Genomic DNA, 26,285 nt, shown 5'->3' with positions numbered 1-26,285 from the left:
AATGTCTCCTTGGGTGGAATCGGACGGGGCGCCGGACGCTAACGCCACCACTGGGCGGGCACGGTCACCAGTTCGGGGAACAGGATCAGGGCAATCAGCAAGGTGACCAGCGCCAGCAGGAACGGCGCGATGCCGCGTGTGGCCTGGGCCATGGACACCTTGCCCACGGAACTGACGACGTTCAGCACCACGCCCACGGGCGGGGTGATCATGCCGATCGAGCAGTTCATGATGAAAATCACGCCGAAATAGACGGGGTCGATGTCGGCCGCCTGGATGATGGGCATGAACACCGGCGTGAAGATCAGCACGATGGGGATGAAATCCAGCACCATCCCGGCGAAGAACACCACCACCATCATGGCCGCCATCAGGATCATCGGGTGATCCGACAGCGCGGACAGCCAGCCGCCCACCTGGCCGGAAATATCGGCGATGGTGATCATGTAGGACGCGACCATCGCCAGCGCCGCCAGCAGCAGCACGACCGAGGTCGTCTGAGCCGTGGACAGCAGGCATTCGTAGACCTTGCGCCAACTGAGTTCGCGGTACACCACCAGGCCGACGAACAGCGCGTAGGCGGCCGCCACCACGGCGGACTCGGTCGGCGTGAAGATCCCGAAGCGCAGGCCGCCGATGATGATGACCGGCAGCATCAGGGCCCAGCCGCCCTGCCCCAGCAGGCGCAGACGCTGCCCCCAGGGCACCCGGGGCGTCAGCGCCGCCTGCTGCCTGCGGGCGACGAACCACCAGGCCACGGTCAGGAACAGTCCCATCAGGATGCCGGGCACGATCCCGGCCAGGAACAGGCGGGTGATCGAGACGTTGGCCACCACACCGAAGATCAGGAAGCCGATCGAAGGCGGGATGACCGGCGCAATGATGCCGCTGGCCGCCATCAGGCCGCAGGCGCGCGCAGGATCGTAGCCGGCCTGGCGCATCATGGGCACCAGGATCGCCGCCAGCGCCGCCGTGTCCGCGACGGCGGAGCCGGACAGGCTGGCCAGCAGAATGCCGGCGCAGATGGCCACATAGCCCAGGCCGCCGCGCAGATGACCGACGAAAGCGCCGGCCATCTCCACGATGCGCTTGGACAGGCCGCCCGCATTCATGAACTCGCCCGCCAGGATGAAGAAAGGCACGGCCATCAGCACGAAATTGTCGGCCCCGGCGACGGCGTTCTGCACCACGATCTGGGCATCGAACTGCCCGGTCAGCAGCATCAGCGCCACACCCGCGAACATCAGGGCGAAGGCGATCGGCAGGCCCAGGGCGATCAGGCCCAGCAGAGAGCTGAGGAAGACGATGGCGCTCATCAGTTGCCTCCCTTCTTTTTCGAGGCGGCGTCCGCCGCCTCTTCTTCAATCCGTTCCGCCAGTCCCTCGATGCGGTCAGCCAGGTCCTCGGTCAAACCGTCATCGATGCCGATCAGCGCGCGGTAAATGTTGTTGCAGACCGGGAAGATCAGCGCCACCCCGAACACCAGCGCGACGCCATACAGCCATGCGTAGGAAATTTCCAGGACCGGATAGGTGTTGCCCAGGTTGATCACGGTCTGGCGCCAGCCGCCGACGATGAAGATCCCGCAACCGGCCAGAATCAGCGCGCCGGTGAAGACCACCAGCGCCCGACGCACGCGCGGCCCGACGGCCTGCTGCAAGGTATCGAAACCGATATGGATGCGTCGCGCCGAGGCCAGGACCGCGCCCATGAAGATCAGCCAGACGAACAGCAGGCGCGACAGTTCCTCGGAGATGGCGATGCCCGAATTGAAGGCATAGCGCAGCACGACGTTGCCAAAGACCAGAATGCCCATGATCGCCAGACATACGACGATCAGGATCTCGAAGCCCCGGACAATCAGGTGAGAAGCGCGCTGTATCATCGGCCTTCACCGCACGGGCGTGGCCTGGCCTGCAAGGCGCCCCAGGAAATGAGCATGGTGTTGTCTCCGGTCGGGATGCGGACGCGGGCCGGCGGCACCGGCGCGTCTCTATCGTGATGCACCATTAAACGCAGTTTCCAGCTATCATTCAAACAGTTTTTATTCATCGATTCATAGGATGATCCGATGGAAGTGACACTGCGCCAATTGCGCGCCTTCACGGCGCTGGCCCGCACCGGCGGCTTCACCCGGGCGGCTGAATCCCTGCACATCACCCAGTCGGCCCTGAGCGGCCTGATCAAAGAACTGGAATCTCAATTGGGCGTGCGCCTGGTGGACCGCAATACCCGGCGCATCCAGTTATCGGAGGTCGGGCGCGAATTCCATTCCGTCGCCACCCGCATCCTGCGCGATCTGGACGGCGCGCTGGAAAACATCGACAACCTCAAGCGCCTGCGGCGCGGCATCGTGCGCATCGCCGCCCCCCAGTTGATGGCCAGCACCCTGATCCCGGAGGTCATCGCCAGCTTCCGCCGCGAACATCCCGACATCCAGGTCCACCTGCTGGACTGCGCCGTCGAGAACGCCATCACCCAGGCCGTGCGCGGCGAAGTGGACATCAGCATCGGCCCCCACCGCGAAGGACTGGCCGACCTGTCGGCCGACCCGCTGTTCGACCTGCCCTTCATGGCCGTGTTCCCGCCCGGCCATCCGCTGGAATCGCTCAAGCGCATCCGCTGGACCGATCTGGTGCGCTATCCCCTGATCGCCCTGCAAGGCCAGTTCACGGACCGGCTGGCCCTGGATCTGTACCGGATGGCCGACATCCCCGCCATCCATCCCAGCCACGAAGTGGCCTTCATGAGCACCGCCCTGAGCATGGTCAGCGCGGGCCTGGGCGTGACGGCGGGCCTGCCCTACGCGCAGACCCTGGTGGATCTGTACGGCCTGCGCATGCGCCCGCTGCAGGACCCGGTGATCCGCCGCCAATTCTTCATCTACAGCCGCCTGCACGCCAGCCCGCCGCCGGCCACGCAAGCCTTCGTGCGCCATCTGCACGAGCACGTCGGCGAACGAGACTGGGGAAATCCCGGATAAGCGCAGATTCTCCCGGGATATCGGCCGATCCGGACACGAGGCCCCTCCTATAATCAAACCCTGATCGGCCGGCATGGAGGTCCCTGGGTACGCCGATGAAAAATCACTTACGTTCCGTCTGCGCGTACGTCTGCCTATTCTTCGTTCTGGGATCGGCTTGTCTTCTGCCGCACGCTGCCCGGGCCACCACCTTGACGGTCGGCGTCAGCAACATGGGTACGCTGCTGTCGGCCGCGCCCAACGGACAGCCCGACGGCATCCTGGGCGCCATCCTGTCCGAGATCGCCCGCCAGGAAAACTGGACCCTGAAGACCGATTTGTGCGAATGGCGGGACTGCATGCGCAAGCTGCGCGCGGGAGAGCTCGACCTGCTGCCCGCCGTGTCCCTGACACCCGACCGCACCACCGTCCTGGACTATCACCAGACCCCCGCTCTGCAGACCTGGACCCAGGTCTACACGCGCCCCGACAAGCAACTGCACACCATCCAGGACCTGGACGGCCTGCGGCTGTCCACCCTGGCCTCCCCGACCCAATACAGTTACCTGGAAACCCTGCTGCCCAGCCTGGGTCTCAAGACCCACCTGACCCCGTCGGAAACCCTGATCCAGGGCTTTCAACAGGTGCAGGCAGGCCAGATCGACGCCATCGCCGCCGACTTCTTTTTCGGCAACACCATGGCCCATCAGTACGGCCTGGTGTCCACCCCCATCATCTTCCTGCCCGCCGGACTGTATTACGCCGCGCCCAAAGGCCGCAATGCCGACGTCCTGAGGGCGATCGACCGCCACCTGAGCACCTGGAAGGCCGACTCGGACTCCGTGTACTACCGCATCCTGACCCGCTGGGACAGTTCCCGGGCGCGGCCGCCCGACACCCGCGCGGCGCCTGGATACGGGCTGCTAGCCCTGGCGGCGGTCGGCCTGGTCGCCTTGCTCGCACTGGCCTGCGCCGGATACACCCGGCGCCGGGCACGCCGCCAGACGCAGCATCTGCAGGCAGCCGAGCACCGCCTGTCCACCGTGCTCGACCATATCGACGACCTGATCTGCATCGAGGACCAGGACCGGCGCTGCCGATACGCCAACCGGCCGTTCCGCGAATTCTTCGACCTGCCCGCCACCCCCTCGTCCACGACGTTCAACCCGGACACGAGCCGCGCCCTCATGCACGTCGACGGCATCTCGGACGCCGAACTCCAGGCCCTGGCACAAGGCGAATCCATCGTCACCCAGGAGCAACGGCCGTCCCCCCGGACGGGCTGCACCCACACGTTCCAGTCGGTCAAGCTGCCGCTGCAGAATCCGGACGGCACGACCGGCATGTTCTGCACCATCCTGACCGACATCACCGCCCGCCGCCAGGCCGAAGAGCTGGCCCGCCACAACGCATTCCACGACCCCCTGACCGGCCTGCCCAACCGCATCCTGCTGCTGGACCGGCTGGAGCAGACGCTGCCCGGCGCGCGGCGCGGGGCGGGATGCAGCGCCGTGCTGATCCTGGACCTGGACGACTTCAAGAAACTCAACGACAGCCGCAGCCACGCCATCGGCGACCAGGTGCTGCGCGAAGTGGCGCGCCGCCTGAAGGAACACACACTCGAACGGGATATGGTCTCGCGCGTCAGCGGCGACGAGTTCATGGTGCTGCTCACCCAACTGGGCCCGGACCTCGAAACCAGCACCCGCCGGGCGCTGAAGATTGCCGAAAGGCTACGGCTCGTCCTGGCCTCGGCGCCGCTGGAGCCCGGCGATCAGGCCTGCGTCTTCACCGCCAGCCTGGGCCTGACCCTGCTGCACCCCGGCGGCACGACCGCAGGCGACGCCATCCGCGAGGCCGACCTGGCCATGCAGCGCGCCAAGATGCTGGGCGGCAACCAGACCGTCATCTACGACCACACGCTGCAGGCCGACTTCGAACAGCGCCTGTGGATGGAAAAGGACCTGACCCAGGCCCTGAACACCAGCCAGTTGGCCATGCACATCCAGCCCCAGTACGCGCGCGACGGCCGGGTTACCGGCGCAGAACTGCTCGCGCGCTGGACGCATCCCGACCACGGCCCGGTCTCGCCCGCCCTGTTCGTGCCCCTGGCCGAGGAAACCAGCCTCATCAACCACCTGACCTACTGGTCGCTGGGCGTGGCCTGCCAGGCGCTGCTGGATCTGCAGAGCCTGGACGAGACCTACCCCATTTCCATCAACATCAGCCCCCGGGTCCTGATGGACCCGGGATTCGGCGAATCCGTGCGCGGCCAGCTCAAGCGCACCGGCGCGCCCGGCAACCGGCTGATCTTCGAGATCACCGAAGGGGTGTGGATCCAGGACGTCGACGCCACGGTCCAGCGCATGCGCGAACTGAACCGCCTGGGCATCCGCTTTTCCGTGGATGATTTCGGCACCGGCTATTCCAATCTGTCCAATCTGATGCGTCTGCCGATCTTCGAGCTGAAGATCGACAAGAGCCTGATCCGGAACCTGCCCGACGACCCCGACAGCATCGCCATCGCCCGCCTGATCCTGGCCATGGCCGAACAACTGGACCTCTGGGTCGTCGCCGAAGGCGTCGAGGACGAGCCCCAGGCCGAATTCCTGGCCCGTCACGGCTGCGACGCCATGCAAGGCTATCTGCTGGCGCGCCCCATGCCGATCGATGCCTGGCTGACGTCGATCCGGCAGCGGCGGACGGGGCGGGATTGAGGACATGCGCCGGGGCGCACGCGCTACCACGCGCCCCGCTGCTCCGGCACGTACTTCACCAAGGCCAGCGCCAGGAGACGGATCAGCGCCAGGATTGCATAAACCCACGCCAGGATCCCGCCCGGATTGCTCTGGTACGCCAGGAACGCCGCCACCATCGAGATCGTAGCGATGGAGCCGGTCTGCAGCGACAAGGTGCGCAGCGCCGCCAGCATCGACGATGATTCAGGCGCCAGTTGCAGGCCGGCATTGCGCATGGCCGGATTGATGGCGCCGTTGCCCGCTCCGACCAGGAAGGCCGAGAAAGCCAGCCAGACATAGGGCGTGCCCGCCAGCGGCGGCAGCGCCAAGCCCACCAACCCCGCGATGCTGATCGCGCTCCCCACATAGAGCGGCAGGCGATAGCCGGTGCGGCGCAGCAGCAGCACCGCCGTCAGCGAACAGAGCATGGCCGCCGCCCCCTGGGCCGTCAGCAGCGTGCCGGATCCCACGACATCGATCCCGTACCGGCTGGTGGCGTACAAGGGCACCAGCGCCATGGCGCCGATCACGAAGCCGGTGAAAATCATGTTCACCAGGTTCACAACGCCGAAGTGGCGGCCGTAGATCAGCCGGGGCGCGATGAAGGGGGAGGCCGTGCGGCGGATATGGCGAAAGAAACACAGCAGCGAGAGCAGCGCCGTCAGCAGGAGCCCCAGGAACCCGAACAGGCTGTCGCCGCTCCGGCGCTCGCCCAGCACGGTGGCCGCCAGCATGCCCGACAGCAGGCTCAGGCCCAGCAGCGCGAGCCCCGGCACATCCATCTTGCGGCTGGACCGGCTCTCGGGCAGCGCATCGTGGGGGATGAAGCGCCAGGCCAGGAAAAGAATGACCAGCCCGATGGGCACGTTCACATAGAACACATCGCGCCAGGACGAATACGCGACGAAATACCCCCCGAAGATCGGCCCGATCATCGCCCCCACCGGGAAGATGCTGCCGAACAGGCTGACGTAGCGGTCACGCGCGGCACCGAAGTGGTCCACGATGATGCCGGTGGCCGTGGGCGTGAACCCCGCGCCGCCGGCGGCCTGGATCGCCCGCAGCACGATCAGCAGATAGATGTTGTCCGCCATCCCGCAGCCGAACGAGGCCAGCGTGAAGGCCAGCGTCGAGGCCATGAAGACCTTGCGGCGACCGAAACGCTCGGCCAGCTTGCCGCTGATGGGCAGCATCAGTACGAAGCCGAAGGAATAGGCCGTGATGGTCAGGCTCGCCAGATTGATCGAGGTGTCCAGTCCTTTCTGGATCGCGTGCAGCGCCGTCGCCACGATGGTCGAATCGATCGACATCATGAGCAAGGCCATGGCGATGATGGCAAAAACAGTCTTGCGGCGCACGGGCGCCGCGGCGGCACGAGTCATGCTGGGATCATCTATTCAGCAAATCCATCCAGTTGACAGCATACGCCTGCGGGCGTTCCCGACCGGCCTGCCCCCTATTCCACCGTCACGCTCTTGGCCAGATTGCGCGGCTTGTCCACGTCAGTGCCTCGCGCGCAGGCCGTGTGATAGGCCAGCAACTGCAGCGGCACGGTGTGCAGAATGGGGGACAGCTTGCCGTAGTGCTCGGGCATGCGGATGACGTGCATGCCCTCGGCGCTGGCAATCTGGGAGTCCGCATCGGCGAACACATACAGTTCGCCGCCGCGCGCGCGGACTTCCTGCATATTGGACTTCAGTTTTTCCAGCAGTTCGTCGTGCGGCGCAATGGTGATGACGGGCATGGCATCGGTCACCAGGGCCAGCGGGCCGTGCTTGAGTTCCCCGGCAGGATAGGCCTCGGCGTGGATGTAGCTGATTTCCTTGAGCTTGAGCGCGCCTTCCAGGGCGATCGGGTAGTGCATGCCGCGCCCCAGGAACAGGGCGTTTTCCTTGCTGGCAAAGCGTTCGGCCCAGGCGATGATCTGCGGCTCCAGCGCCAGCACGGCGGACACGGCCGCCGGCAAGTGGCGCAGGGACTTCACGGCCTGCTCTTCGGTGGCGGCGTCCAGGCGGCCGCGCGTCTGCGCCAGCGTCAGGGTCAACAGATACAGGGCGGTCAACTGGGTGGTGAAGGCCTTGGTCGAGGCCACGCCGATTTCCACCCCCGCACGGGTGATGAAGGCCAGCTTGCATTCGCGCACCATGGCGCTGGTCGCCACGTTGCAGATGGTCAGGGTCTGCTCCATGCCCAGGCTGCGCGCGTGCTTCAGCGCCGCCAGGGTGTCGGCGGTTTCGCCCGACTGCGAGATGGTGACCACCAGGGTGCGCGGATCAGGCACGCTGGTGCGGTAGCGGTATTCACTGGCGATTTCCACATTGACGGGAATGCCGGCCAGGGATTCGATCCAGTAGCGCGCCGTCAGGCCGGCGTAGTAGCTGGTGCCGCACGCCAGGATCAGCACGCGGTCGATGGACTGGAACACGGCGTGCGCGCCGTCGCCGAACAGTTCCGGCATGATGGCGTCGATGTCCTGCAGGGTGTCGCCCACGGCGCGCGGCTGCTCGAAGATTTCCTTCTGCATGAAATGGCGGTAGGGGCCGAGTTCGGCCTCGCCGGTATGGACCTGGACCGTGTGCACGGCGCGCTCCACGGCCCGGCCCTGGGCGTCCGTCACCCAGACCCGCGCCAGTTGCAGGTCCACCACGTCGCCGTCTTCCAGGTACATGATCTGGTCGGTGGTGCCGGCCAGCGCCAGCGCATCGGACGCGAGGTAATTGCCGTCGGCCCCACGGCCGACGACCAGCGGCGAGCCCTGGCGCGCGCCGACCACGCGATGCGGTTCCTCGGCGCAGAACACGGCGATGGCATAGGCGCCTTCCAGACGGCGCACGGCCTGCTGCACGGCGGCGTACAGATCGCCGTCATACAAATGGTCCACCAGGTGGGCGATGACTTCAGTGTCGGTCTGGCTCTGGAACGCATAGCCGGCGGCCTGCAGTTCCGCGCGCAGCACGTCGTGGTTCTCGATGATGCCGTTATGCACCAGCGCGATGCGCGGCGCGCCCTGATCCGGGCCGGAGAAATGGGGGTGGGCGTTGTGCGTCAGCGGCGCGCCGTGCGTGGCCCAGCGCGTGTGGGCGATGCCGGTCAGCCCCTGGACGCCGTCCTGCGCGGCCTGCGCCGCCAGTTCGGCGACGCGCTGGGTGCTGCGCACCCGTTGCAGCCCGGTGCCCGTATGCACGGCCACGCCGCAGGAATCATAGCCCCGGTACTCCAGACGGCGCAGGCCTTCGAGCAGGACGGGGACGATGTTGTGCTGCGCCACGGCGCCGACAATGCCACACATGGGAAATACTCCTGGTTCGGTAAGAAGCGCCGCCGGACGGGTGCCCGGCCTGGCGGCGAGTCCGGCGGCGAAGACCGCCCGGTTTTGCGCTATTGTGGACTGGCATGGTGGAAATTTGATTTCTATTTTCTTTTTAATATGAAATATAATTTCATTACGTATTGATCATGAAATTTAATTTCATTCAAGATATTTTTATGGTTTGAATCGAGCAGATCAGCCGTGATTTTGCTCGCCCTTCCTCACAGTGCTTGCATCCCGGAAACATCCTCATGCCGATGCCCGAACTCGACGACCTGGACCGCCGCATCCTAGACCTGCTGCAACAGGACGGTGCGCTCAGCAACCAGGATCTGGCCGCGCGCGTGCACGCCTCGCCGCCGACCTGCCTGCGGCGGGTGCGCCGCCTGACGAAAGCCGGCATCATCCAGCGGCGGGTGGCGATCCTGGACCCCGCCCTGATGGGCGCGGCCCTGACGGTCCTGATCGAAGTCACGCTGGACGCCCAGGCGGCCGCACAGGCCGACGACTTCGAAGCCCGGCTGCTGGCCGAACCGGCCATCCAGCAATGCTACCGGGTCAGCAGCGGACCGGATTTCGTGCTGGTCGCCCTGGTGGCGGACATGGCGGCCTATCAGGCCCTGGCGCTGCGTCGCCTGACGGGCGATCCGCGCGTGCGCAACGTGCGCAGTTTCTTTGCGACGCGGCGCAGCAAGTTCGATACCCGGATCCCGCTGTCCCCCTGAAGGACGGGTACGCCTGCGGGCGAACCCACGGCGTCATCCGCCCGCGGGCGGATCCGCCTCAGCGGATCTGTTCCACCTCGGGCGTCTCCGGCTCATCCGCCCAGCGATCGCGGAATTCCAGGATGTCCGGCAGGCAGCGCAAGAACGCCTCGACCAGTTCGGGATCGAAATGGCGGCCGCTTTCTTTGCGGATGAGCGCCACGGCATCGTCGATGGGCCAGGCCGGCTTGTAGGGCCGCACGCTGGTCAGGGCGTCGAACACATCGACCAGCGCGATGATGCGCGCGGCATGGGGAATGTCCTCGCCCGCCAGACCGTCCGGATAACCGCTGCCGTCCCATTTCTCGTGATGGCGCAGGGCGATCGTGGCGGCCAGCCGCAGCAGGCCGGACCGGTGTTCGCCGATGATCTTGGCGCCGATCACGGTGTGCTGGCGCATGATCGCCCATTCCGCCGCATCCAGCTTGCCGGGCTTGAGCAGCACGGCATCGGGAATGCCGATCTTGCCCACGTCATGCATGGGCGCGGCGTGCAGCAGTTCGTCGGCCGCTTCTTCGCTGTAGCCGACCTCGCGCGCCAGGCGCCAGGCGTAATGGCTCATGCGCACGATGTGCAGGCCGGTCTCGTTGTCGCGGTATTCCGCCGCCGCACCCAGGCAACGGATGATCTGCAAACGGGTTTCCAGGACTTCCCCGGCCTGCACCAGGGACAGATGGGTCCGCACCCGGGCCTGCACCACCGGCGGGTTGAAGGGCTTGGTGATGTAGTCCACCGCGCCCAGCTCCAGCCCCTTGTGCTCATCGGCGCCCTGACTGAGCGCCGTCACGAAGATCACCGGAATGGCGCGCGTGCCCTCGTCGCGCTTCAAGGTCTCGCAGACCTCGTAGCCCGACATGCCCGGCATCATGATGTCCAGCAGAATCAGGTCGGGCCGCTCTTTGCGCACCAGCGACAGCGCCGTGGGGCCGTCCTTGGCGAACAGCAGGCGGTATTGCCCCTGCAGGGTATGCCGCAGCACCTGCAGATTGGTCGATTCATCGTCCACCAACAGCACTGTGCGGCGCACGTCCTTCTTGTCATCCATCGAGGAGTCCCTTGTGATCGGATCAGGGTTCAGTGCGGCTGCCCGGCGCGCAGAACGGTTTCCGCCGGAATGGACTCCAGCAGTTCGCCGGCCCGTTCGAACTCAAACGCGTCGATGGCGGTGCGCAAGGCCTGGGCCTGGGCGCGACCGCCCCGCTCGGCCAGCCCGGCGCAGACGACGTCCAGCGCGGCATCATCCAGTTCGTTGCCGGCCAGCACGGCCCGCAGCGTCGCCACGGCCGCTTCCAGGCCGGCATCCGAAACCGACTGCGGCGCCTGCCCTCCCGCGGCGCCTGCCGGCTCAGCGGCGGACACCGCTCCAGGCGCGGCGGCGGCGTTCCTGAGCGCCATTTTGGCTTCCTGGCGCGCGGCGCCCATCAAAGCGCGCAGATGCGGCAGGCGCCCCAGCACACTGGCAAGCGGTCCCGACGACCGCCCCAGGTCTTCCAGTTCGCCCGCCTGCTGCGACAGGGCCATCAAGGCCAGATTGCCCGACGCGCCGCGCAAGCCGTGCAGACTGAACAGCAGCGCCTCGAGATCGGCATCCTCGCCCAGATCGGGCAAGGGGTATTTGTCCGGCGCCTCGTCCAGGAAGGCCAGAATCCGGTCGGCCAGCCGCGTCCGGTCGCCCCAGAGCGCCACGCCGCGGTCCCAGTCGATCGCCGCGACTGCCGCACGGCCGGCCGCCATCGGGCCGCCGGCGGCCTCGGGCCGGCCTTCCAGCACCCGGGCGATCTCCTCGTACAGCCGGGGAATATCCAGGGGCTTGACGGCGAAGCCGCTCATGCCGGCCTGCCGCGCCTCACGCCGATCGTTGGCCATCACACTGGCCGTCAGGGCGATGACCGGCGTGGACCCCAGCCCCTGGGTACGCTCATGCTGACGGATCAGGCGGGTCGCCTGCAGGCCGTCGACGCGCGGCATGTGCACGTCCATCAGGACCACATCGAAGCTGCCGGCCAAAAACAGTTCCACGGCCTGTTCGCCGTCGCGGGCGGCTTCCACCGCATGCCCGCCGGACTGCAGCACCAGCGTCAGCAGTTCCAGGTTCTGCTCCACGTCGTCGGCGATCAGTACGCGCAGGGGCGGCAGTTGCGGGGCCTCGCCCGAGGACTGCGGCTCATCGAGCGCCTCGCCCAGTTCGAGCGGCAGCCACACATGGAAGGTGCTGCCCCGGCCGGGCTCGCTTTCGACTTCGACGCGTCCCTTCATGGCCTCCACCAACTGGCGGGCGATCGTCGTGCCCAGCCCCGTGCCGCCGAAGCGCCGGCTGATCGAAGCGTCGGCCTGAGTGAAGGGGTCGAAGATGGCCCGGGCCTGCGCGGGGCTCATGCCGATGCCCGTGTCGCGCACCTGCACATGCACCACGCCGCCCTCCCGGGAGAACAGCACGTCCACCCCGCCGGTCTCGGTGAACTTGATCGCGTTGCCCACCAGATTGGTCAGCACCTGCAACAGGCGCAAGGTGTCGCCTTTGAAGTATTCCGGCATGTCGTCCGCGTACTGGGTCGTCAGGCGCAGCCCCCGGGCATGGGCGCCCAGACGCAGCGAGGACTCGATCTGCATCGCCAGGGCCTTGAGCGAAAAATCGCGGTTTTCCAGCTCCAGCCGCCCGCTATCCATTTTGGACGTGTCCAGAATGTCGTTGAGCAGCCGCAGCAGATTGCGCGAGGACTGGCGGATGGTATTCAAGTGGCCGCGCTGGGCAGGCGCCAGATCGGTCTGCAGCAGCAGGTCGGTGAAGCCGATGATGGAATTCATCGGCGTGCGGATCTCGTGACTCATATTGGCCAGGAAGTGGCCCTTGGCCGCGGCGGCCTGCTCGGCGCGCTCGGCCGTTTCGCGCAGCGAGGCCTCCATCGCCTGCTTGTCACTGATGTCGGTCAGCATGCCGACGAACAATTGTTCCTGATTGGGCATGGGCACGCGGCCGACGGCCAGGCGCACCGGCACCAGGCTGCCGTCCTTGCGCCGCCCGATGACCTCGCGGCCCTGGCCGATGATGTGCGGCACCCCGGTCTCGCGGTAGCGCTTCAGATAGCCGTCGTGCTCGGAATGATAAGGGTCGGGCATCAGCATCTTGATGTTGTGCCCGATCACTTCCCCGGCCTGATAGCCGAACAGGCGCTCGGCCGAATGGCTGAACTCCTGCACGATGCCGAAGCCGTCGATGGTGATGATGGCGTCTACGGCCGTGTCCAGGATGCCCTGCAGGCGCGACTGGCTTTCGCCGACCTCGCGGTACAGTTCACGGGTGCGGATCAGACCGTTCAAGGACGTGACCAGCACCGCCACGGTCAGGCTGATGGACGCCAGCCCCAGAGACGCCCAGGACGTGCCCAGCCAGACGCCGTGCTCGGTGTGCGTCGCGCTCAGCACACCGTAGAACCGCGCGGCCGCCATGCCGGTGTAATGCATCCCGGCAATCGCCACGCCCATGATCACGCCGCTGAGCATGAACCGCGCCCGCCGCGACAAGGGCGTGCGGCGCAAGCCGAAGCGGATCCACAGCGCCAGCATCGCCAGCACCACCGCCACGACGATGGACAGGCCGAACAGCAGCGGGTCGTAGCGCATCTCCAGAGGCGTGTCCATGGCCGCCATGCCGGTGTAGTGCATGGTGCCGATGCCCGCGCCCACCACCCCGCCCCCGAGGACCAGGGGCCAGCCGGTCGGCTCGCGCTGCGTCAGCATCCACAAGGCCGTCCACGAGGCCACCAGGCCCGGCAACAGGGACACCAGGGTGATGTCCGTGCGATACACCATGGGCACCGGCAGATGGAACGCCATCATGCCGATGAAATGCATGGTCCAGATCCCGCCCCCCAGGGCGACGGCGCCGGTGCCGATGGCGACGTGTCGATAGAAATGGCTGCGGGTGCTGCGGGCGATGTGCGAGGTCTGCAGCGCCATCATCGACAGAAAGATCGGCACCGCGACGGACAGCAGGACCAGGCCGGGCTGCCAGGTGCCCTGGATCAGCTCGCCGGACTCGGTGCCGGTGACGAAGAAATCAGCAAGCGTCATGATGCGGACTCAATTCTTGATGCCTAAAACAAATAAGCCTATGCAGCGGCTAGACTAACAGACTGAAACAAGCCGAATCGAAAAAATTCTCGCCGATTTCAGCATCAATCCAACACAATCCCGCAAAATGCAATAATCTGCCCTGGCGGTATTGACTTAGGGAAATCCCTATGCCAAACTGCCGGATTGCTTGTTTTCTGACCTTCTGACCTCGGTTTCACGCTTGACGTGCCGTTTGGGTTGATTCGGTCGGCGCATGCGACTGATTCTGTCCGGCAGACATCCGCGACAGCAACCCGGCGGGGACATCCGATTCGTTCCCCGCGGCATATCGCCCGTCTTCACGGGCGCAAGGAAACCTATGTCCTTCGACTCCCTGGGGCTCGGCCCCCAGCTCGTGGCCGCTCTGCGCGACCTCGGCATCGACACCCCCACCTCCGTTCAATCCGCCGCCATCCCGCAAGCGCTGGCCGGCCATGACCTGATGGTGTCCTCGCAGACCGGCAGCGGCAAGACCGCCGCCTTCATGCTGCCCGCCCTGCAACACCTGAGCCACCGCGCCGGTGCGGGCGGCCGCGGCGTTCAGGTCCTGGTCCTGACGCCCACGCGCGAACTCGCCATGCAAGTCGCTGACGCGGCCCGTTCCTACGGCAAGCAGATCGACGGCCTGCGCATCGCCACCGTGGTCGGCGGCATGCCCTACGGCGCCCAGATCAAGTCCCTGTCGCGCCGCGTGGACGTGCTGGTCGCCACCCCGGGCCGCCTGATCGACCACCTGGAAGCGCGCCGCGTGAACCTGTCCACCGTTCAGACCCTGGTGCTGGACGAGGCCGACCGCATGCTGGACATGGGCTTCATCGAAGACATCGAGACCATCGTCCGCAGCACGCCGGACGAGCGCCAGACGCTGCTGTTCTCGGCCACGCTGGACGGCACGGTCGCCCACCTGGCGGCCAATCTGATGCGCGAACCGCAGCGCATCGAGATCACCACCCACCGCCAGAAGCACACCAACATCACGCAGCACCTGCTGTACGCCGACGACAAGGCCCACAAGCTGCGCCTGCTGGACCACCTGCTGCGCGACGCCAGCCTGGATCAGGCCATCGTCTTTACCGCCACCAAGCGCGGCGCCGACGATCTGGCCGATCATCTGTCCGACGAAGGCTTCGCCGCCGCCGCCCTGCACGGCGACATGAACCAGCGCCAGCGCACCCGCACCCTGGGCCTGATGCAAAAGGGCCAGGTGCGCGTGCTGGTCGCCACCGACGTCGCCGCGCGAGGCATCGACGTGCAGACCATCAGCCACGCCGTGAACTACGACCTGCCCCTGCAGGCCGAAGACTACGTGCACCGCATCGGCCGCACCGGCCGCGCCGGCCGCGACGGTCAGGCCATCACCCTGGCCGTGCATGCCGAGCGCCACAAGGTCCGCCGCATCGAGCACTTCATCGGTCAGGCGATCCCCATGGAAACCATCCCCGGCCTGGAGCCGCAGCGTTCCGTGCGGCCCACCTACAAGGACCGACCCGCCCGGGGCGCCCGCCCGCAAGGCGGCAAGCCCTGGCACAAGGACGGCCCCTCCGGCGGCGCCCCGCGCGGTCGCAAGCCCTGGCAGCAAGACGCCCTGGCCGGCGACGACACCCGCCCGGCGCGTGCGCCGCGCAAGCCCTGGGAACAAGAGGCCCGCGCCGACGGCAATGCCCGCCCGGCCCACGCCCGCAAGCCCTGGGAACAGGACAAGCCGTTCGCCCGCCAGGAACGCGGCGAGGGCCGCCCGGCCTACGCCCGCAAACCCTGGCAGCAAGAGGCCGACGGTGATACGCGCCCGGCCCGCGCCCGCAAACCCTGGGAACAGGACAAGCCGGCTTTTGCCCGTCCGGAACGCGGCGAAGGCCGCCCTTTCCACCCCAAGGCCGACCGCGCGCCTCACGGCGCCGGCCCGCGCCAAAGCCGTGACGGCGACGCGCCGCGCGCCGCCCGCCCCGCCCACAAGGCCGGTTCCAAGCCGTCCTTCAAGCGGCAGGACCGCCAGGACCAGCCCCGTGCGTCGCGCCCTCGGTTTGCTTGATCTGGTGATCTGATCGCCTCACTGCCCCGGCACTAACATGCCGGGGCTTTTGTTTTATAGTCGTAAGCACTCCCCCCGCGTCGCCGCTTGCAAGCGGCTCCGACTCGTCCGGCATAGGACAGTCCGTAGGGGACTGTCCTATGTCCCGCCTCGTCCCATGATCGAACTGCCCACCGTCCATATCCCCTCCGGCCTGCCGCAAGCCGACGACGACGCGCGCGCTCATGGCGCCCTCGTCCAGGCCATGCTCGCGGAGCGCATCCGTGATGCCGGCGGCTGGCTGCCGTTCGAGCGCTGGATGGAAGCCGCCCTGTACGCGCCCGGCCTGGGCTATTACAGCGCCGGCAGCACCAAATTCCACCGCGACGGCGATTTCACCACCGCGCCGGAAACCAGTCCCTTGTTCGGCCGCGCGCTGGCGCGTCAGGTCGCCCAGGTGCTGGAGGCCTGCGGGTCCGCCCGCGTCCTGGAATTCGGCGCCGGATCGGGCGCGCTGGCCGCCGCGCTGATTCCCGCCCTGCAAGACCTGGGCTTCGAAGTCGAATACGAGATCCTGGAACTGTCCGCCGACCTGCGCGCCCGCCAGCGCGAGCGCCTGTCGGACCATGCCGGCCGCGTGCGCTGGCTGGATGCGCTGCCGACGGCCTTCAGCGGCTGCGTGGTGGCCAACGAGGTCCTGGACGCCATGCCCGCCGTCCTGTTCCGCTGGAACGCCGCCGGCACGCCGGAACTGCTGGGCGTCGCCCTGGACGCCCGCCCCGAGGCCGTCGCCCCCTTCCGCTGGGCGACACGCGAAGCGCCCCCGCCCACGGCGGCGGCCCTGGCCGCCCGCATGCCCGCCCTGCCCGGCTATCAGTCGGAAATGAATCCACAGGCCGAGGCCTGGGTGCGCGACCTGGGCCGCTGGCTGCAACGCGGCGCCGCCCTGCTGATCGACTACGGTTTTCCGCAGGCCGAGTACTACCACCCCCAGCGCCTGCGCGGCACGCTGATGTGCCATTTCCGCCACCACGCCCACGACCAGGCGCTGATCCTGGCCGGCCTGCAGGACATCACCGCCCACGTGGATTTCACCGCCATGGCCGATGCCGCGCTGGACGGCGGGCTGGACGTCATGGGCTACACGTCCCAGGCGCGCTTCCTGATGAACGCCGGCCTGACCGATCTGATCCACGCCCCCGGCGACGACCCGGCGCAACGCGCGCGCCAGTTGACCGCCCTGAACATACTGCTGTCCGAAGCCGAGATGGGCGAACTGTTCAAGGTCCTGGCCGTCGGCCGCGGCCTGGATGCGCCCCTGTTGGGTTTCACGCGCGGGGACCGGCGGGACCGCTTATAGGCGACGCCGACGCCACCACCCGCAGCCCCCTCAGATCACGTGCGCTCCCCTACCACCGATACAGAAAATTGAATCGCGCCGACGTGGCCCGGTAGCCTTGGGCACCCTCGTACTGCGCCGAGAGACGGCCTGAGAGGCGCTCGTTGAAACGCGCCTCGATGCCTGCGCCCAGATCCCAGGCCACACGTCCCGTGGATGCGCTGCGCATCCGCAGATCCTGCCCGAGGAACCGGGTGTCCAGCGCGGCGCGTTCGTCGAGCAGTTCGGTGCTCAGCGAGGCATCCAGCGTGGCCCGCCAATCGACGCCCCGGGACGTGAAATCCCATCGTCCCGTCACACCCACGGCCGGGCGCAGCGACTGCATCGACGAAGCGGCCGGATCGACCCGCACCACGGCGGCGCCGGACTCCGAAGGGGCGTTCTGCCAGACGTGCAGATACTGCGAGCCCACCCAGGCGTCCACACCCCGGTCCACCGACTGCCACAGCGGATGGCCGGCGCGCAGCGACAGGGCCAGCGTCCTGCCGTCGAGGGTGGCGCGCATCCTGCCCAGCTCTCCGGCGGGCAGACCGCGCGTCACCGAGGACTGGCTCAGGCCCAGGCCCACGGCGCCGGACAACAGCCAATCCCCGCGCGCGAGGCTGGCATAGGCCGACATCTGCCAGTTCTGGCGCCCGCCCTGGCCCAGGCCGGCATGCGCCGTGGTCTGGCTGTCGAGATAGGCAAACGCCGCGCCCAGCACCCCATCCCGTCCCCAAGGCCGGTCCATGCCGGCCATGGCGCCGTTCTGCCGGTCGCGGAACCCACGGCCGCCGGCATCGTCGTCGAGCCGGCTGTCCCGATGCAGATAATAGGCCCAGGCGCCCCGGCCGCCGGGCCGCATCAGACGATCGCGCTCGGACCAGAGCTGCGACATCAGGCTGTCGTTCAGGTAGCGGTGGCTGTCCATGTCGGCCTGGAGCATGACCGGATAGACCGCGCCGCCGAGCTGATCGTAGGCTGCCGTCATCCCCGCTGCGGACACCGGCGCCAACGCGTCATACAGCGCCTTGTAGGGCTCTGCAGGCCGCACACCGGCCGGTGCGCGGAAACGATCCAGGGCCAGACCCACACCGGATTGCCCGGCATTCGTCCGGATGCCCAGGGGCGCCAGATCGCCATACTGCGCCGGGGTGACGTACAGTTGCAGCACCTGCCGGCCATACACGGCGTCAAAGCGCGTGCCCGGCGCCAGGCCGTCCGCAGGCTGTGTCAAACCCAGATAGCTGCCCAGCAGCCCGCCTTCGGCCACGACCACGTCGAAACCCTGGCCGACCGCCGGCGTATAGCTGTTCGTGGCGCTGCCGCCGATCCCCCGCAGCACGGGCTGGATCAGGCCATCCGCCGTATACGTGCTGCCCGCCCCCAGTCCCAGCACCAGCAAGCGCGAATAATTGCCCGCGCCGTTGCCCGTCCCCGGACCGTCGATGTCCAGCGCATAGACGCTGCCCGGCCCTTGAAGCACCGGCCCCAGAGCGCTCATCGTGCCGGGCGAGTTCCCCGGATACAGCGTGCCCTCTACGTCCAGCCGCCCACGCACCTGGCCGGTGCCGCGCAGCGTCGTGCCGGACGGCACCCTCAGGGCGCTATTCCAGATCGCATCCAGACGCAGGTCCCCGCCCATTTCCATCGGCGTGCCATCGAAGCTCAGCAGGCCGCCGCCGGTGATGACGCCCGCGTAACGGACGCTGTTATCGTGCGTATCCAGCCAGCCGCCGCCCGCTCCGACGGCCAGAGGCCGGGTGAACAGGCCAGAGGCATCGAATTGGAAGCCGCTCTGGAAATCGAGCCGTCCCGCATCGAAGGCAATCGCGCCGCCGGCCTGGCCGAGTTGCGCATCGCCCGCAGCCGATACCGTGGCCGCAAAGACCCTCAGACCGCCCTCGAAGGTATTGTTCCGGGTGAAGGTGTAGCGGCTGACATCCGTGCCGGCCCCGGCCACCGCCAAGGCGCCGACGCCCTGGATGACGTCGTTGCCCTGCGCCACCGCCAGCGGATTCACCCCCGGCATGCCGCCCACCCGCAACATGCCGCCTCCTGCGCCCAATTCGATCTGCCGGTCCAGGCTGAACGCGGCGCCGAAGCCCAGGGCCCCGCCGTCGAGGCGCAAGCCGGTGCCCGCAGCGCCGAGATTGCCGTCACCGTCGACCAGGACAGTGCCCCCCTGGATCTCCGTGCCCCCTTTATATTCCGCCGTAGTCAGGCGCAGATCCAAGGTGCCGCGCCCCACCTTGTACAAGGTCCGATCGAACGCGACGCCCGCCAGCGTCTCGCCATTCTTCAGTTGCGGATTCGTCGCCTGACTGTCGTTGTCCGCCTGCCCGAAGACCAGTTTCTCGGCCTCAGGAAAATACGTGGTGACGTCGTACAGCGCAAACGCGCCGCGCCCCATGGTGTAGGCCAGCAGCACGTCGTCGGCCACGGAATAGTCCAGGCCGAAGACGGGCGCGTTCGGGATGGCGCCCAGGCGGGTGTCCCAGGCGGCGCCGGCGGCGGCCACCTCATCAGGGCCGCGCAGGGTGTAGAGCTTGTTGCCGCCGGCCTCGTTATGGGTGCCGGCCGCCACCAGGGCGGACACGCCGTACTTGGCGATATGGTCCAGCCCGCGCCGTTGAAAGAAAGCGCCCGGCAGATCGCCATCCAGGTTTTCAATGACATAGGGCGCGGCGGGATCGGCCGGCTGCTCCGTGCCGCGCTGGATATGCAGGCCATCCGCAAAATAAAGGCGCTCGGTGCCCCGGTTGCGATCAAACAGGACGGACTGGACGCCGGTGCCTGAATAAATGGTCGTATAAGCGGGGGTGTCGGCCGTCACGTCCTCCAGATAGTAGAGCGCACCCGGCGCATCGACCCCGCTCTGAAAGCCCGTGCCGCCCAGCAGCGCATTGGGATTGTTCCGGGCGCCAAAAGCCAGGGCGACGAACTCAGTCCCCGTCGTCGGCGCCTCGAACACCTTGCGCGCAACCAGGCGGACGGGCGCTCCATCAGGCCCCATCTCCGCCAGCGTATCCTGGGTCACGTACAGGTCGAATCCCCCGATTGCGATGCGCGTGGGATCCATGGCGTTCAGCTTGAAGCCGGGATAGAACGAGACCGGTTCGACGCCCGGCTGCGTCAGCGCCGCCAACGCCTCCGCCTTGGTGACAGGCTTGCGCGGCCGGGGCGGCTTGACGGCGCCCGAACCCTCGCCCATCACCTTGAACACGCCCTGGTCGTCGTAGACCCCGATCTGCAGCGGGGTTCGGCTGTCGGCCTCGTCATCCGCCCCCAGGCGCAGACGGTTCAGGCCGCCGAGATACTGCGAGCTGGTATAGATCGCGGCCCCGGGACGATCGCCGCCCCAGGCACCGGCATTGACGGCCGCCACGCCGCCATCGCCGCCGGACAAGGTCTGGTGCGTCAGGGTGCCGGGATGCTCCTGCACGGTCGCGCCATTGTCCTGCATGGCCGTCACGACCGTATGGCTCAACGCATTCCAGGCCCCCGCGTGCACCTCGCCGGTCTGCAGATTGCCGTTCAGCGACAGCCAGATCCCTTGCGAGGTTTTGGGGTCGGTCCGCAGATAGATCCCCCCATCGTCGGTCTCCAGCAAATTGCCATGGGCGTCGATCACCATGAAGCGCGAATCCGCATGCGGCGCCGAGCCGTTGGCGGTATACGCATTAGTGATGGCCTCCCAGACGGTATTGCCGTCATCGTCCATCGTGCCGCGCAGCAGGCGGCCGTTGTAGACATGGGCCCCCACGGAATTGCCCGTCCCATCGCCAATCAGCTCGAACGGCCCCTGGGTATCGCCGCTGATGTACACCACGCGCGAGTCATTCGGGTCCACCAGCAAGGCCCCATGCAAATTGAACTGGCCGCCCGTATACACGCCCCAATCCACCACCCGCCCATCGGGCAGGGTTTCCCGCGTGGAGGGCGCGCCCATGCTGGTCCAGGTCGCCCCCTGATCGGTCGATCGATACACCGTCACCTGCGGATTTTCGCGGATCAGGCCCTGATCGGTTTTCAGGGGCTCGATCAGGCTGGCCACGAGCACGCCGTCGTTCGCAACCGACAGCATCAGATCGTAGGTCACGCGCCCATCCGCCGATCCCGGTCGACTGACGGACAAGTCCAACTGCGTCCAGGTCTGACCGCCATCGTCCGTCCGATACACGCCTTTGGGATCGCCGGGATTGACCACGGCGGCATAGTAGCGGCCGGCCTGCGTGGGATCCGCCACCAGGCTGGTGACGTTGCCGGCCTCCAGGCTGGTCTGGATGAAGCTCGCGCCGCCGTCCTGACTGACCCAAACGCCGGAAGCGTTTGCCGAGGTCTTGCTGCCGACCACCACCCTCGAACCATCGACCAGAATGCTGGAAATATCCTGACCCACGAGTTGCGTACTGCCCACCGGCGTCCACGTTTCGGTCCCGGCACCGAAATCGAACTCGTAATACCCCAGACCGGACAGCGCCCCGGAGATGCCGGCAAAAGAACTCTGCTTGCCAAAGCCGACCCACAAGCGATTGGAGTTTCCTGAGTCAAAGGCCATGGCGCCGATTGACAGAGAGGGCAAGCTGTCCCCCAATGCAGCCCAGGACTGACCGCCATCCTTCGAGAGCCAGACCCCCGCATTGACGCCCCCCGCCAGCAGAATATTGGCATCGTCAGGATGCGGCAGCACCCTGCTCATGGCACCCGAAACCGGGTTGTCGCCAGGGATCCCGACGACGTTGGTCCAACTGTCCTTGGATACGGCTGGCGCCGGCCCGACCGGCACCCAGGCCGCCAGCGCAGCGCCGCCCCACAACCCAAGCCACAACGCCGCCACGAGGCGTGGGTGAAACCAATGACCGCGTACCAAGCGAGCCTCCGCACATGAAAATATTTATGTATTTTGTGCGCGAATATAACGGATGGATCGGCGGCTGAACAGCTGCTGGAAACGTGGTCTTGCAGGCGCTGCGGGCGCCGCCATGCCCGCCCGGCTCATCGGTCGCCGAACCGCGCTCCGGCGCTCGCCGCCGAGTCTCAGGCCACCTTCAAGCCAAAGCTGTTCATCAAACGCCGCGTGGCGAAATCCGGCTGGCCGCTGGTGAGCCGCGCCGTGTCATCCTCGGCCGGATGCAGCGCATCGGCAAGGCGCGGCAGCAGGCTGCGCGCGCGCCGGGCAATGGCCTCGGCCGGGTCCAGCCAATCCACGGGCCAGGGCGCCAGCCGCCGGAACACATTGGCGATGAAGGGATAATGCGTGCAGCCCAGCACCACGATGTCGGTGCGGGCGCCGCCGACATCGACAAAGCAAGGGGCGATTTCGGCAGCCACGGCCTCGTCACTGACCGGCAAGCCGCGGACATAGGCCTCCGCCATGCGGGCCAGCCGGGGCGAACCGACCAGATTCACATGGCATTGCGAGGCAAAGGACTGGATCAGGTCGCGGGTGTAGTCGCGCTGCACCGTGCCCGGCGTCGCCAGCACCGAGACCTGCCCGGAGCGCGTGCGTTCAGCCGCCGGCTTGATGGCCGGCACGGTGCCGACGAAGGGCATGTCCGGATAGGCCGCGCGCAGCGCCGTACCCGCCAGCGTGAACGCAGTGTTGCAGGCGATGATGCACAGCACCGGATCATGGTCGCGCAGCAGATCGGCAAACAGGCGCACGATCCGGTCCCGCAAAGCGTCCTCGGCCCAACCGCCGTAAGGGAAACCGGCATCGTCGGCGACATAGACAAAGCGCCGTTCGGGCATCAGCAAACGCGCCTCGCGCAGCACGGTCAGACCGCCGATGCCGGAATCGAAGACGAGGACGGGTTGATCTTCAGAACTCATGGTGTGTGTCATCCGCAGGAAAAAGGATTGTCCTCCTTTTTCCTGCGGCCAGACTCACGGGGGGGACCATCGTGATCAAAAAGCGTGGTTCACCTGGATATGCAGGCCATGGTCCTGGACGCCGCCGCCCAGGCGGCCGGCGTAGCCGACGTCGACGCGCGTCGCGCGCGTGCGGGCCAGACTGGCGCGTGCTTCGAGCCGCAGGGCATTGCGGGCGGCCGGGACGCCCGAGAGCTCGAATTCCGGGCCGCCCGCGTAGGCCAGCCGCGCCTGCGGCGACAGGCTGCCCCAGGCATGGATCCAGCCCGCGCCCGCCGTCAGCCTCAGGTCGCCGGCCCGGGTCGGCATGAGCCATCCCGCCCGCACACCCAGCGTCGTTTCGGTGCTGGACGATGAGCCCGGACGGCCTGACAGCGCCGCATCGCCGTCCTCGTCAAAGCCGCGCACATGCTGCCAGGACTGCGCTGCCTCGGCATAGGGCTCGACCTCTGCCGCGCCCAGCGCCAGCGCGTACCCGAGCTGGGTGAACACCTGCGTCGTCCAGCCGCTATAGCGCGCCGTCTGCCGCTCCAAACCGGCCACGTCCACCTCGCGGCGCGTGTCCGCCACATGCCAGGACTGCCCGACCCCGCCGCGCAAACGCCATGCGCCCAAGGCCATGTCGCCGTACGCCAGGGCGTGGTAACCGTCGAGCATCGCCTCGTTGTGCGCCTCGGCGCGCACACGCGAACGGGTGTAGCCCAGCGCCACGCCCGCCCGCGCGCCGGACGCCCACGTCGCGTCGCGACCGATCATCAGGCCGGTCGCCCGGCGGTCCGCGTCCTGGGACACGTCGCCGCCGTCATGCCGGCTCCAGGCGGCCATCGTCCGGCCCCACAGGCCATTGCCGCCTTGCACGACCGGGGAGGACGGGCCGTCCATCGCCAGACGCCCCATGACTTCGCTGCGCGCCAGACGCGCATCCTCGAACATCATCGTGCGGGCGGTCGCATGCAGTTCCCCCGAAAGCTGGTCGTACAGGCCCGGCGCCCGGCCGGCATCGCGCAGATCGATCAGAGCCTCGTAAGGCACGGCGCCGGCCCCCATGGACTCGATCGCGCCTGCGGCGCTGCGCTGATTGCCGGTCCGCCCCAGCGACGCAAAACTCGTGGCATTGCGGGCCACGGCCAGATTGAACGACGGCGCCGCCCCGACGAGGCTCAGGTCGGCAAAAACGTAGTCGTTGCGCAGCGCCAGGCCCGGCCCCGTGACGGCCCCCGCGACCGTCATGAAGGTCATGGTGCGCCCCAGCGACCCGCCCTTCAGCCCCAGCACCTGGAGCTCGCCCCCCTGCAGATCCGCATCGCCCTGGACTTCCAGCAGATCCGACTTGCCCGCACCGTCGATCTCGATTTCCAGCACCGAGCCGGCTGCCTGGACGTAATTGCCCGCCACCGTCAGCGTGCCGATCGAATTGCCCGGCGCCACCCGCCCAAAGGCCTCGGTCGGACCGACCGTGCCGGTTCCACCCAGTGTGCCGCCGGACAGCACCGTGAATTTCGACGTGCGCGTATCGCCATTGACCGACAGGCGTCCGCCCTCCACGACCGTATCGCCCGTATAGCTGTTGGCGCCGTCCAGGTACAAAGTGCCGGCGCCCGCTTTGACCAGCCCGCCATCGCCCTCGATATCGTTGCCGAACCAGGAGTCAAAGCCTCGCGTATCGGCCCGGAACATCGGGGCGAAACCGTCCGCGCCGAACTCGCCCGGCCCCCGGATCGCCTTGCCCAGGTCCAGCAGGCCGCGCCCGTAGATCGCGTGGTCGGCGTAGATGCCCGCATCGTTCGTCGTCGTCAGGATGACCTCGATGATCTGGCGCGCGCTCATGTAGGGAAAGGCCTGGCGCAGCACGGCCGCGGCGCCCGTCACCACCGGAGCGGCCATCGAGGTGCCGCCCATGGTGACGTAATAGCCGTTGGCCGGATCGGGATTGGTCGACCAGATCGGCTCGCCTGCGGCGCCGCCGTCCCCGCCCGGCGCCGCCAGGCACCACATCGCCGCCTGGCCGCAGCGGTTGCTATAGCTGGCGATCACGCCCGCAGGCCCCACCGAAACCACGGACAGCATGCTGCCGCCCAGGTCGGAGAAATCCAGGCTGCTCACGCGGGAATCGTTGAAATCGACGATGACGTACGTCGCCGGATCATAGAGATCCGTCGAGGGATCCTTGTCGTCCAGGAAGCGGAACATGGGGTCGATGCCGCCCGGCTGATCAATGAAAAAACGCGGCGTGATCAGGTGGTACATGCCGTAGCCCGACACGTGCGAAGCCTGGCTCTGGTATTCCCGATAGTCGTTGCCGGCCGCGAAGACCATCAAAATATCGGCCGCCGCCGCACGCCGCAACATGGCCGCCTGGGTCTGCAGCGCGCTGAGCGGCACGTTCTGGTATTTCAGCAGTTCGGGATGCGCGCTCACATTGTCCCAATAGCCCGGATTGGGGATCTGGGGGCCGTCCGGGTTCGCGGGATCGGGCCTCATCACCGGCGGCGTGCCGTCGGGGCCGTAGCTGCCGTTCAGGACCTGGGCGCCCGCGCGGATGGCGTGATCGAAGGCGGTCCAGTCGTGGTCGAAATCCGTCCGCAGGCCCAGCAGGCCGGCCTCGTAGGCCACGCCGTGCATCCCCGCGCCGTCGCGCGCAGCGGCGATGATCCCGGCCACGTGGGTGCCATGCCCTTCGATCCGACCGGTGTCATCGTCCAGGTCGGTATCCGCAAAATCCCAGGGCCGCTGGTCAGGGCGGAAATTCCAGCCGCCGACCACGCGCCCCCGGAATTCCGGGTGCTGCGCGTACAGGCCCGAATCCAGGACGGCCACCAGCACGCCCTTGCCGGTATAGCCGCGCGCGTAGGCATACTGGGCATTGATGCGTTCAAGCGCGCCGCTGCGCCGGAACTCCATATCCATGAAAGAGGCGGGATCGAACAGAAAATCCCCGGGCGCAGCCAGCGCAGCCGCGGACACCCCCAGTCCGGCCAACAAGGCGGACAGGCGCCGTCGCATCCGCATTGCACGCCCACGCGCTGAAGCCTGGAAAGCAATGGAGCCAATGGAAACAGCCGTGGCACGGCGGGCAAATCGCAAGGGGGGCGGCATGATCAGGTCGAAAAGGGACAAAAGGCCAGTGGATGACACAAA

General features: G+C 67.4%; 14 protein-coding genes. 5 read left to right on the top strand and 9 right to left on the bottom strand.

The genetic code is table 11. From position 1 onward, the window contains the following. Positions 1 to 38: 38 nt before the first annotated feature. Together ACFO0J_RS05385 and ACFO0J_RS05380 are read right to left on the bottom strand one after the other, a co-directional pair. Complete coding sequence (locus ACFO0J_RS05385; protein ID WP_376812037.1) at positions 39 to 1,316, bottom strand: TRAP transporter large permease; 1,278 nt, start codon at positions 1,314 to 1,316, stop codon at positions 39 to 41. After that, positions 1,316 to 1,885, bottom strand: coding sequence for a TRAP transporter small permease (locus tag ACFO0J_RS05380; protein WP_376812036.1), 570 nt, complete (start codon positions 1,883 to 1,885; stop codon positions 1,316 to 1,318). Before ACFO0J_RS05380 ends, ACFO0J_RS05385 begins: the two co-directional genes overlap by 1 nt. Before the next feature lie 186 nt (positions 1,886 to 2,071). Here ACFO0J_RS05380 and ACFO0J_RS05375 point away from each other — a divergent pair, with 186 nt between their 5' ends. Next, positions 2,072 to 2,983 carry a LysR family transcriptional regulator gene (locus ACFO0J_RS05375; RefSeq protein ID WP_376812035.1) on the top strand — a complete coding sequence of 304 codons (912 nt, stop codon included), beginning with the start codon at positions 2,072 to 2,074 and terminating at the stop codon, positions 2,981 to 2,983. A 95-nt stretch (positions 2,984 to 3,078) separates the two neighbouring features. After that, positions 3,079 to 5,679: an EAL domain-containing protein gene (locus ACFO0J_RS05370; protein ID WP_376812034.1), complete on the top strand. Its 2,601-nt coding sequence runs from the start codon at positions 3,079 to 3,081 to the stop codon at positions 5,677 to 5,679. A 23-nt stretch (positions 5,680 to 5,702) separates the two neighbouring features. On the opposite strand, the gene ACFO0J_RS05365 is transcribed toward ACFO0J_RS05370, so the two are convergent. Then, entirely contained in the window at positions 5,703 to 7,082 is a 1,380-nt protein-coding gene (locus ACFO0J_RS05365; protein ID WP_376812033.1) for an MFS transporter, read from the bottom strand. Between the two features lie 74 nt (positions 7,083 to 7,156). Beyond that, a complete protein-coding gene (gene glmS / locus ACFO0J_RS05360) occupies positions 7,157 to 8,989 on the bottom strand; it encodes a glutamine--fructose-6-phosphate transaminase (isomerizing) (RefSeq protein ID WP_376812032.1) in 1,833 nt (610 codons plus the stop codon). 272 nt (positions 8,990 to 9,261) lie between these two features. On the opposite strand from glmS, the gene ACFO0J_RS05355 reads away from it, so the two are divergent. Beyond that, complete coding sequence (locus ACFO0J_RS05355; protein ID WP_376812031.1) at positions 9,262 to 9,735, top strand: Lrp/AsnC family transcriptional regulator; 474 nt, start codon at positions 9,262 to 9,264, stop codon at positions 9,733 to 9,735. A gap of 58 nt (positions 9,736 to 9,793) precedes the next feature. Here ACFO0J_RS05355 and ACFO0J_RS05350 read toward each other — a convergent pair whose 3' ends face one another. Together ACFO0J_RS05350 and ACFO0J_RS05345 are read right to left on the bottom strand one after the other, a co-directional pair. Then, the gene (locus tag ACFO0J_RS05350; protein WP_376812030.1) at positions 9,794 to 10,819 is read right to left on the bottom strand and encodes an HD domain-containing phosphohydrolase; all 1,026 of its coding nucleotides are present in this window, start codon (positions 10,817 to 10,819) and stop codon (positions 9,794 to 9,796) included. 29 nt (positions 10,820 to 10,848) lie between these two features. Further along, positions 10,849 to 13,845 carry an MHYT domain-containing protein gene (locus ACFO0J_RS05345; RefSeq protein WP_376812029.1) on the bottom strand — a complete coding sequence of 999 codons (2,997 nt, stop codon included), beginning with the start codon at positions 13,843 to 13,845 and terminating at the stop codon, positions 10,849 to 10,851. A gap of 361 nt (positions 13,846 to 14,206) precedes the next feature. Between ACFO0J_RS05345 and ACFO0J_RS05340 the strand changes: the two genes are divergently transcribed. Continuing rightward, positions 14,207 to 15,916, top strand: a complete 1,710-nt coding sequence (locus ACFO0J_RS05340) for a DEAD/DEAH box helicase (RefSeq protein WP_376812028.1) — start codon at positions 14,207 to 14,209, stop codon at positions 15,914 to 15,916. 157 nt (positions 15,917 to 16,073) lie between these two features. Continuing rightward, positions 16,074 to 17,255 (top strand): class I SAM-dependent methyltransferase, encoded by a 1,182-nt coding sequence (locus ACFO0J_RS05335; RefSeq protein ID WP_376812027.1) that lies wholly within the window; start codon positions 16,074 to 16,076, stop codon positions 17,253 to 17,255. Between the two features lie 49 nt (positions 17,256 to 17,304). Here the strand turns inward: ACFO0J_RS05335 and ACFO0J_RS05330 are convergent, their stop codons facing one another. From ACFO0J_RS05330 to ACFO0J_RS05320, 3 genes are all read right to left on the bottom strand, one after another. Further along, positions 17,305 to 21,975, bottom strand: a complete 4,671-nt coding sequence (locus ACFO0J_RS05330) for an autotransporter domain-containing protein (RefSeq protein ID WP_376812026.1) — start codon at positions 21,973 to 21,975, stop codon at positions 17,305 to 17,307. A 338-nt stretch (positions 21,976 to 22,313) separates the two neighbouring features. Further along, positions 22,314 to 23,108, bottom strand: a complete 795-nt coding sequence (gene murI, locus ACFO0J_RS05325; protein ID WP_376812025.1) for a glutamate racemase — start codon at positions 23,106 to 23,108, stop codon at positions 22,314 to 22,316. Between the two features lie 75 nt (positions 23,109 to 23,183). After that, positions 23,184 to 26,150 (bottom strand): S8 family serine peptidase, encoded by a 2,967-nt coding sequence (locus ACFO0J_RS05320; RefSeq protein WP_376812024.1) that lies wholly within the window; start codon positions 26,148 to 26,150, stop codon positions 23,184 to 23,186. Positions 26,151 to 26,285: the final 135 nt, after the last annotated feature.

The sequence above is a fragment of the Castellaniella hirudinis genome (assembly GCF_042651965.1).
In the GTDB taxonomy this organism is placed as follows: Bacteria; Pseudomonadota; Gammaproteobacteria; order Burkholderiales; family Burkholderiaceae_B; genus Castellaniella; species Castellaniella hirudinis.
Note: the sequence above shows the minus strand (reverse complement) of the source record. Positions and strands in the feature narration are given on the sequence as shown.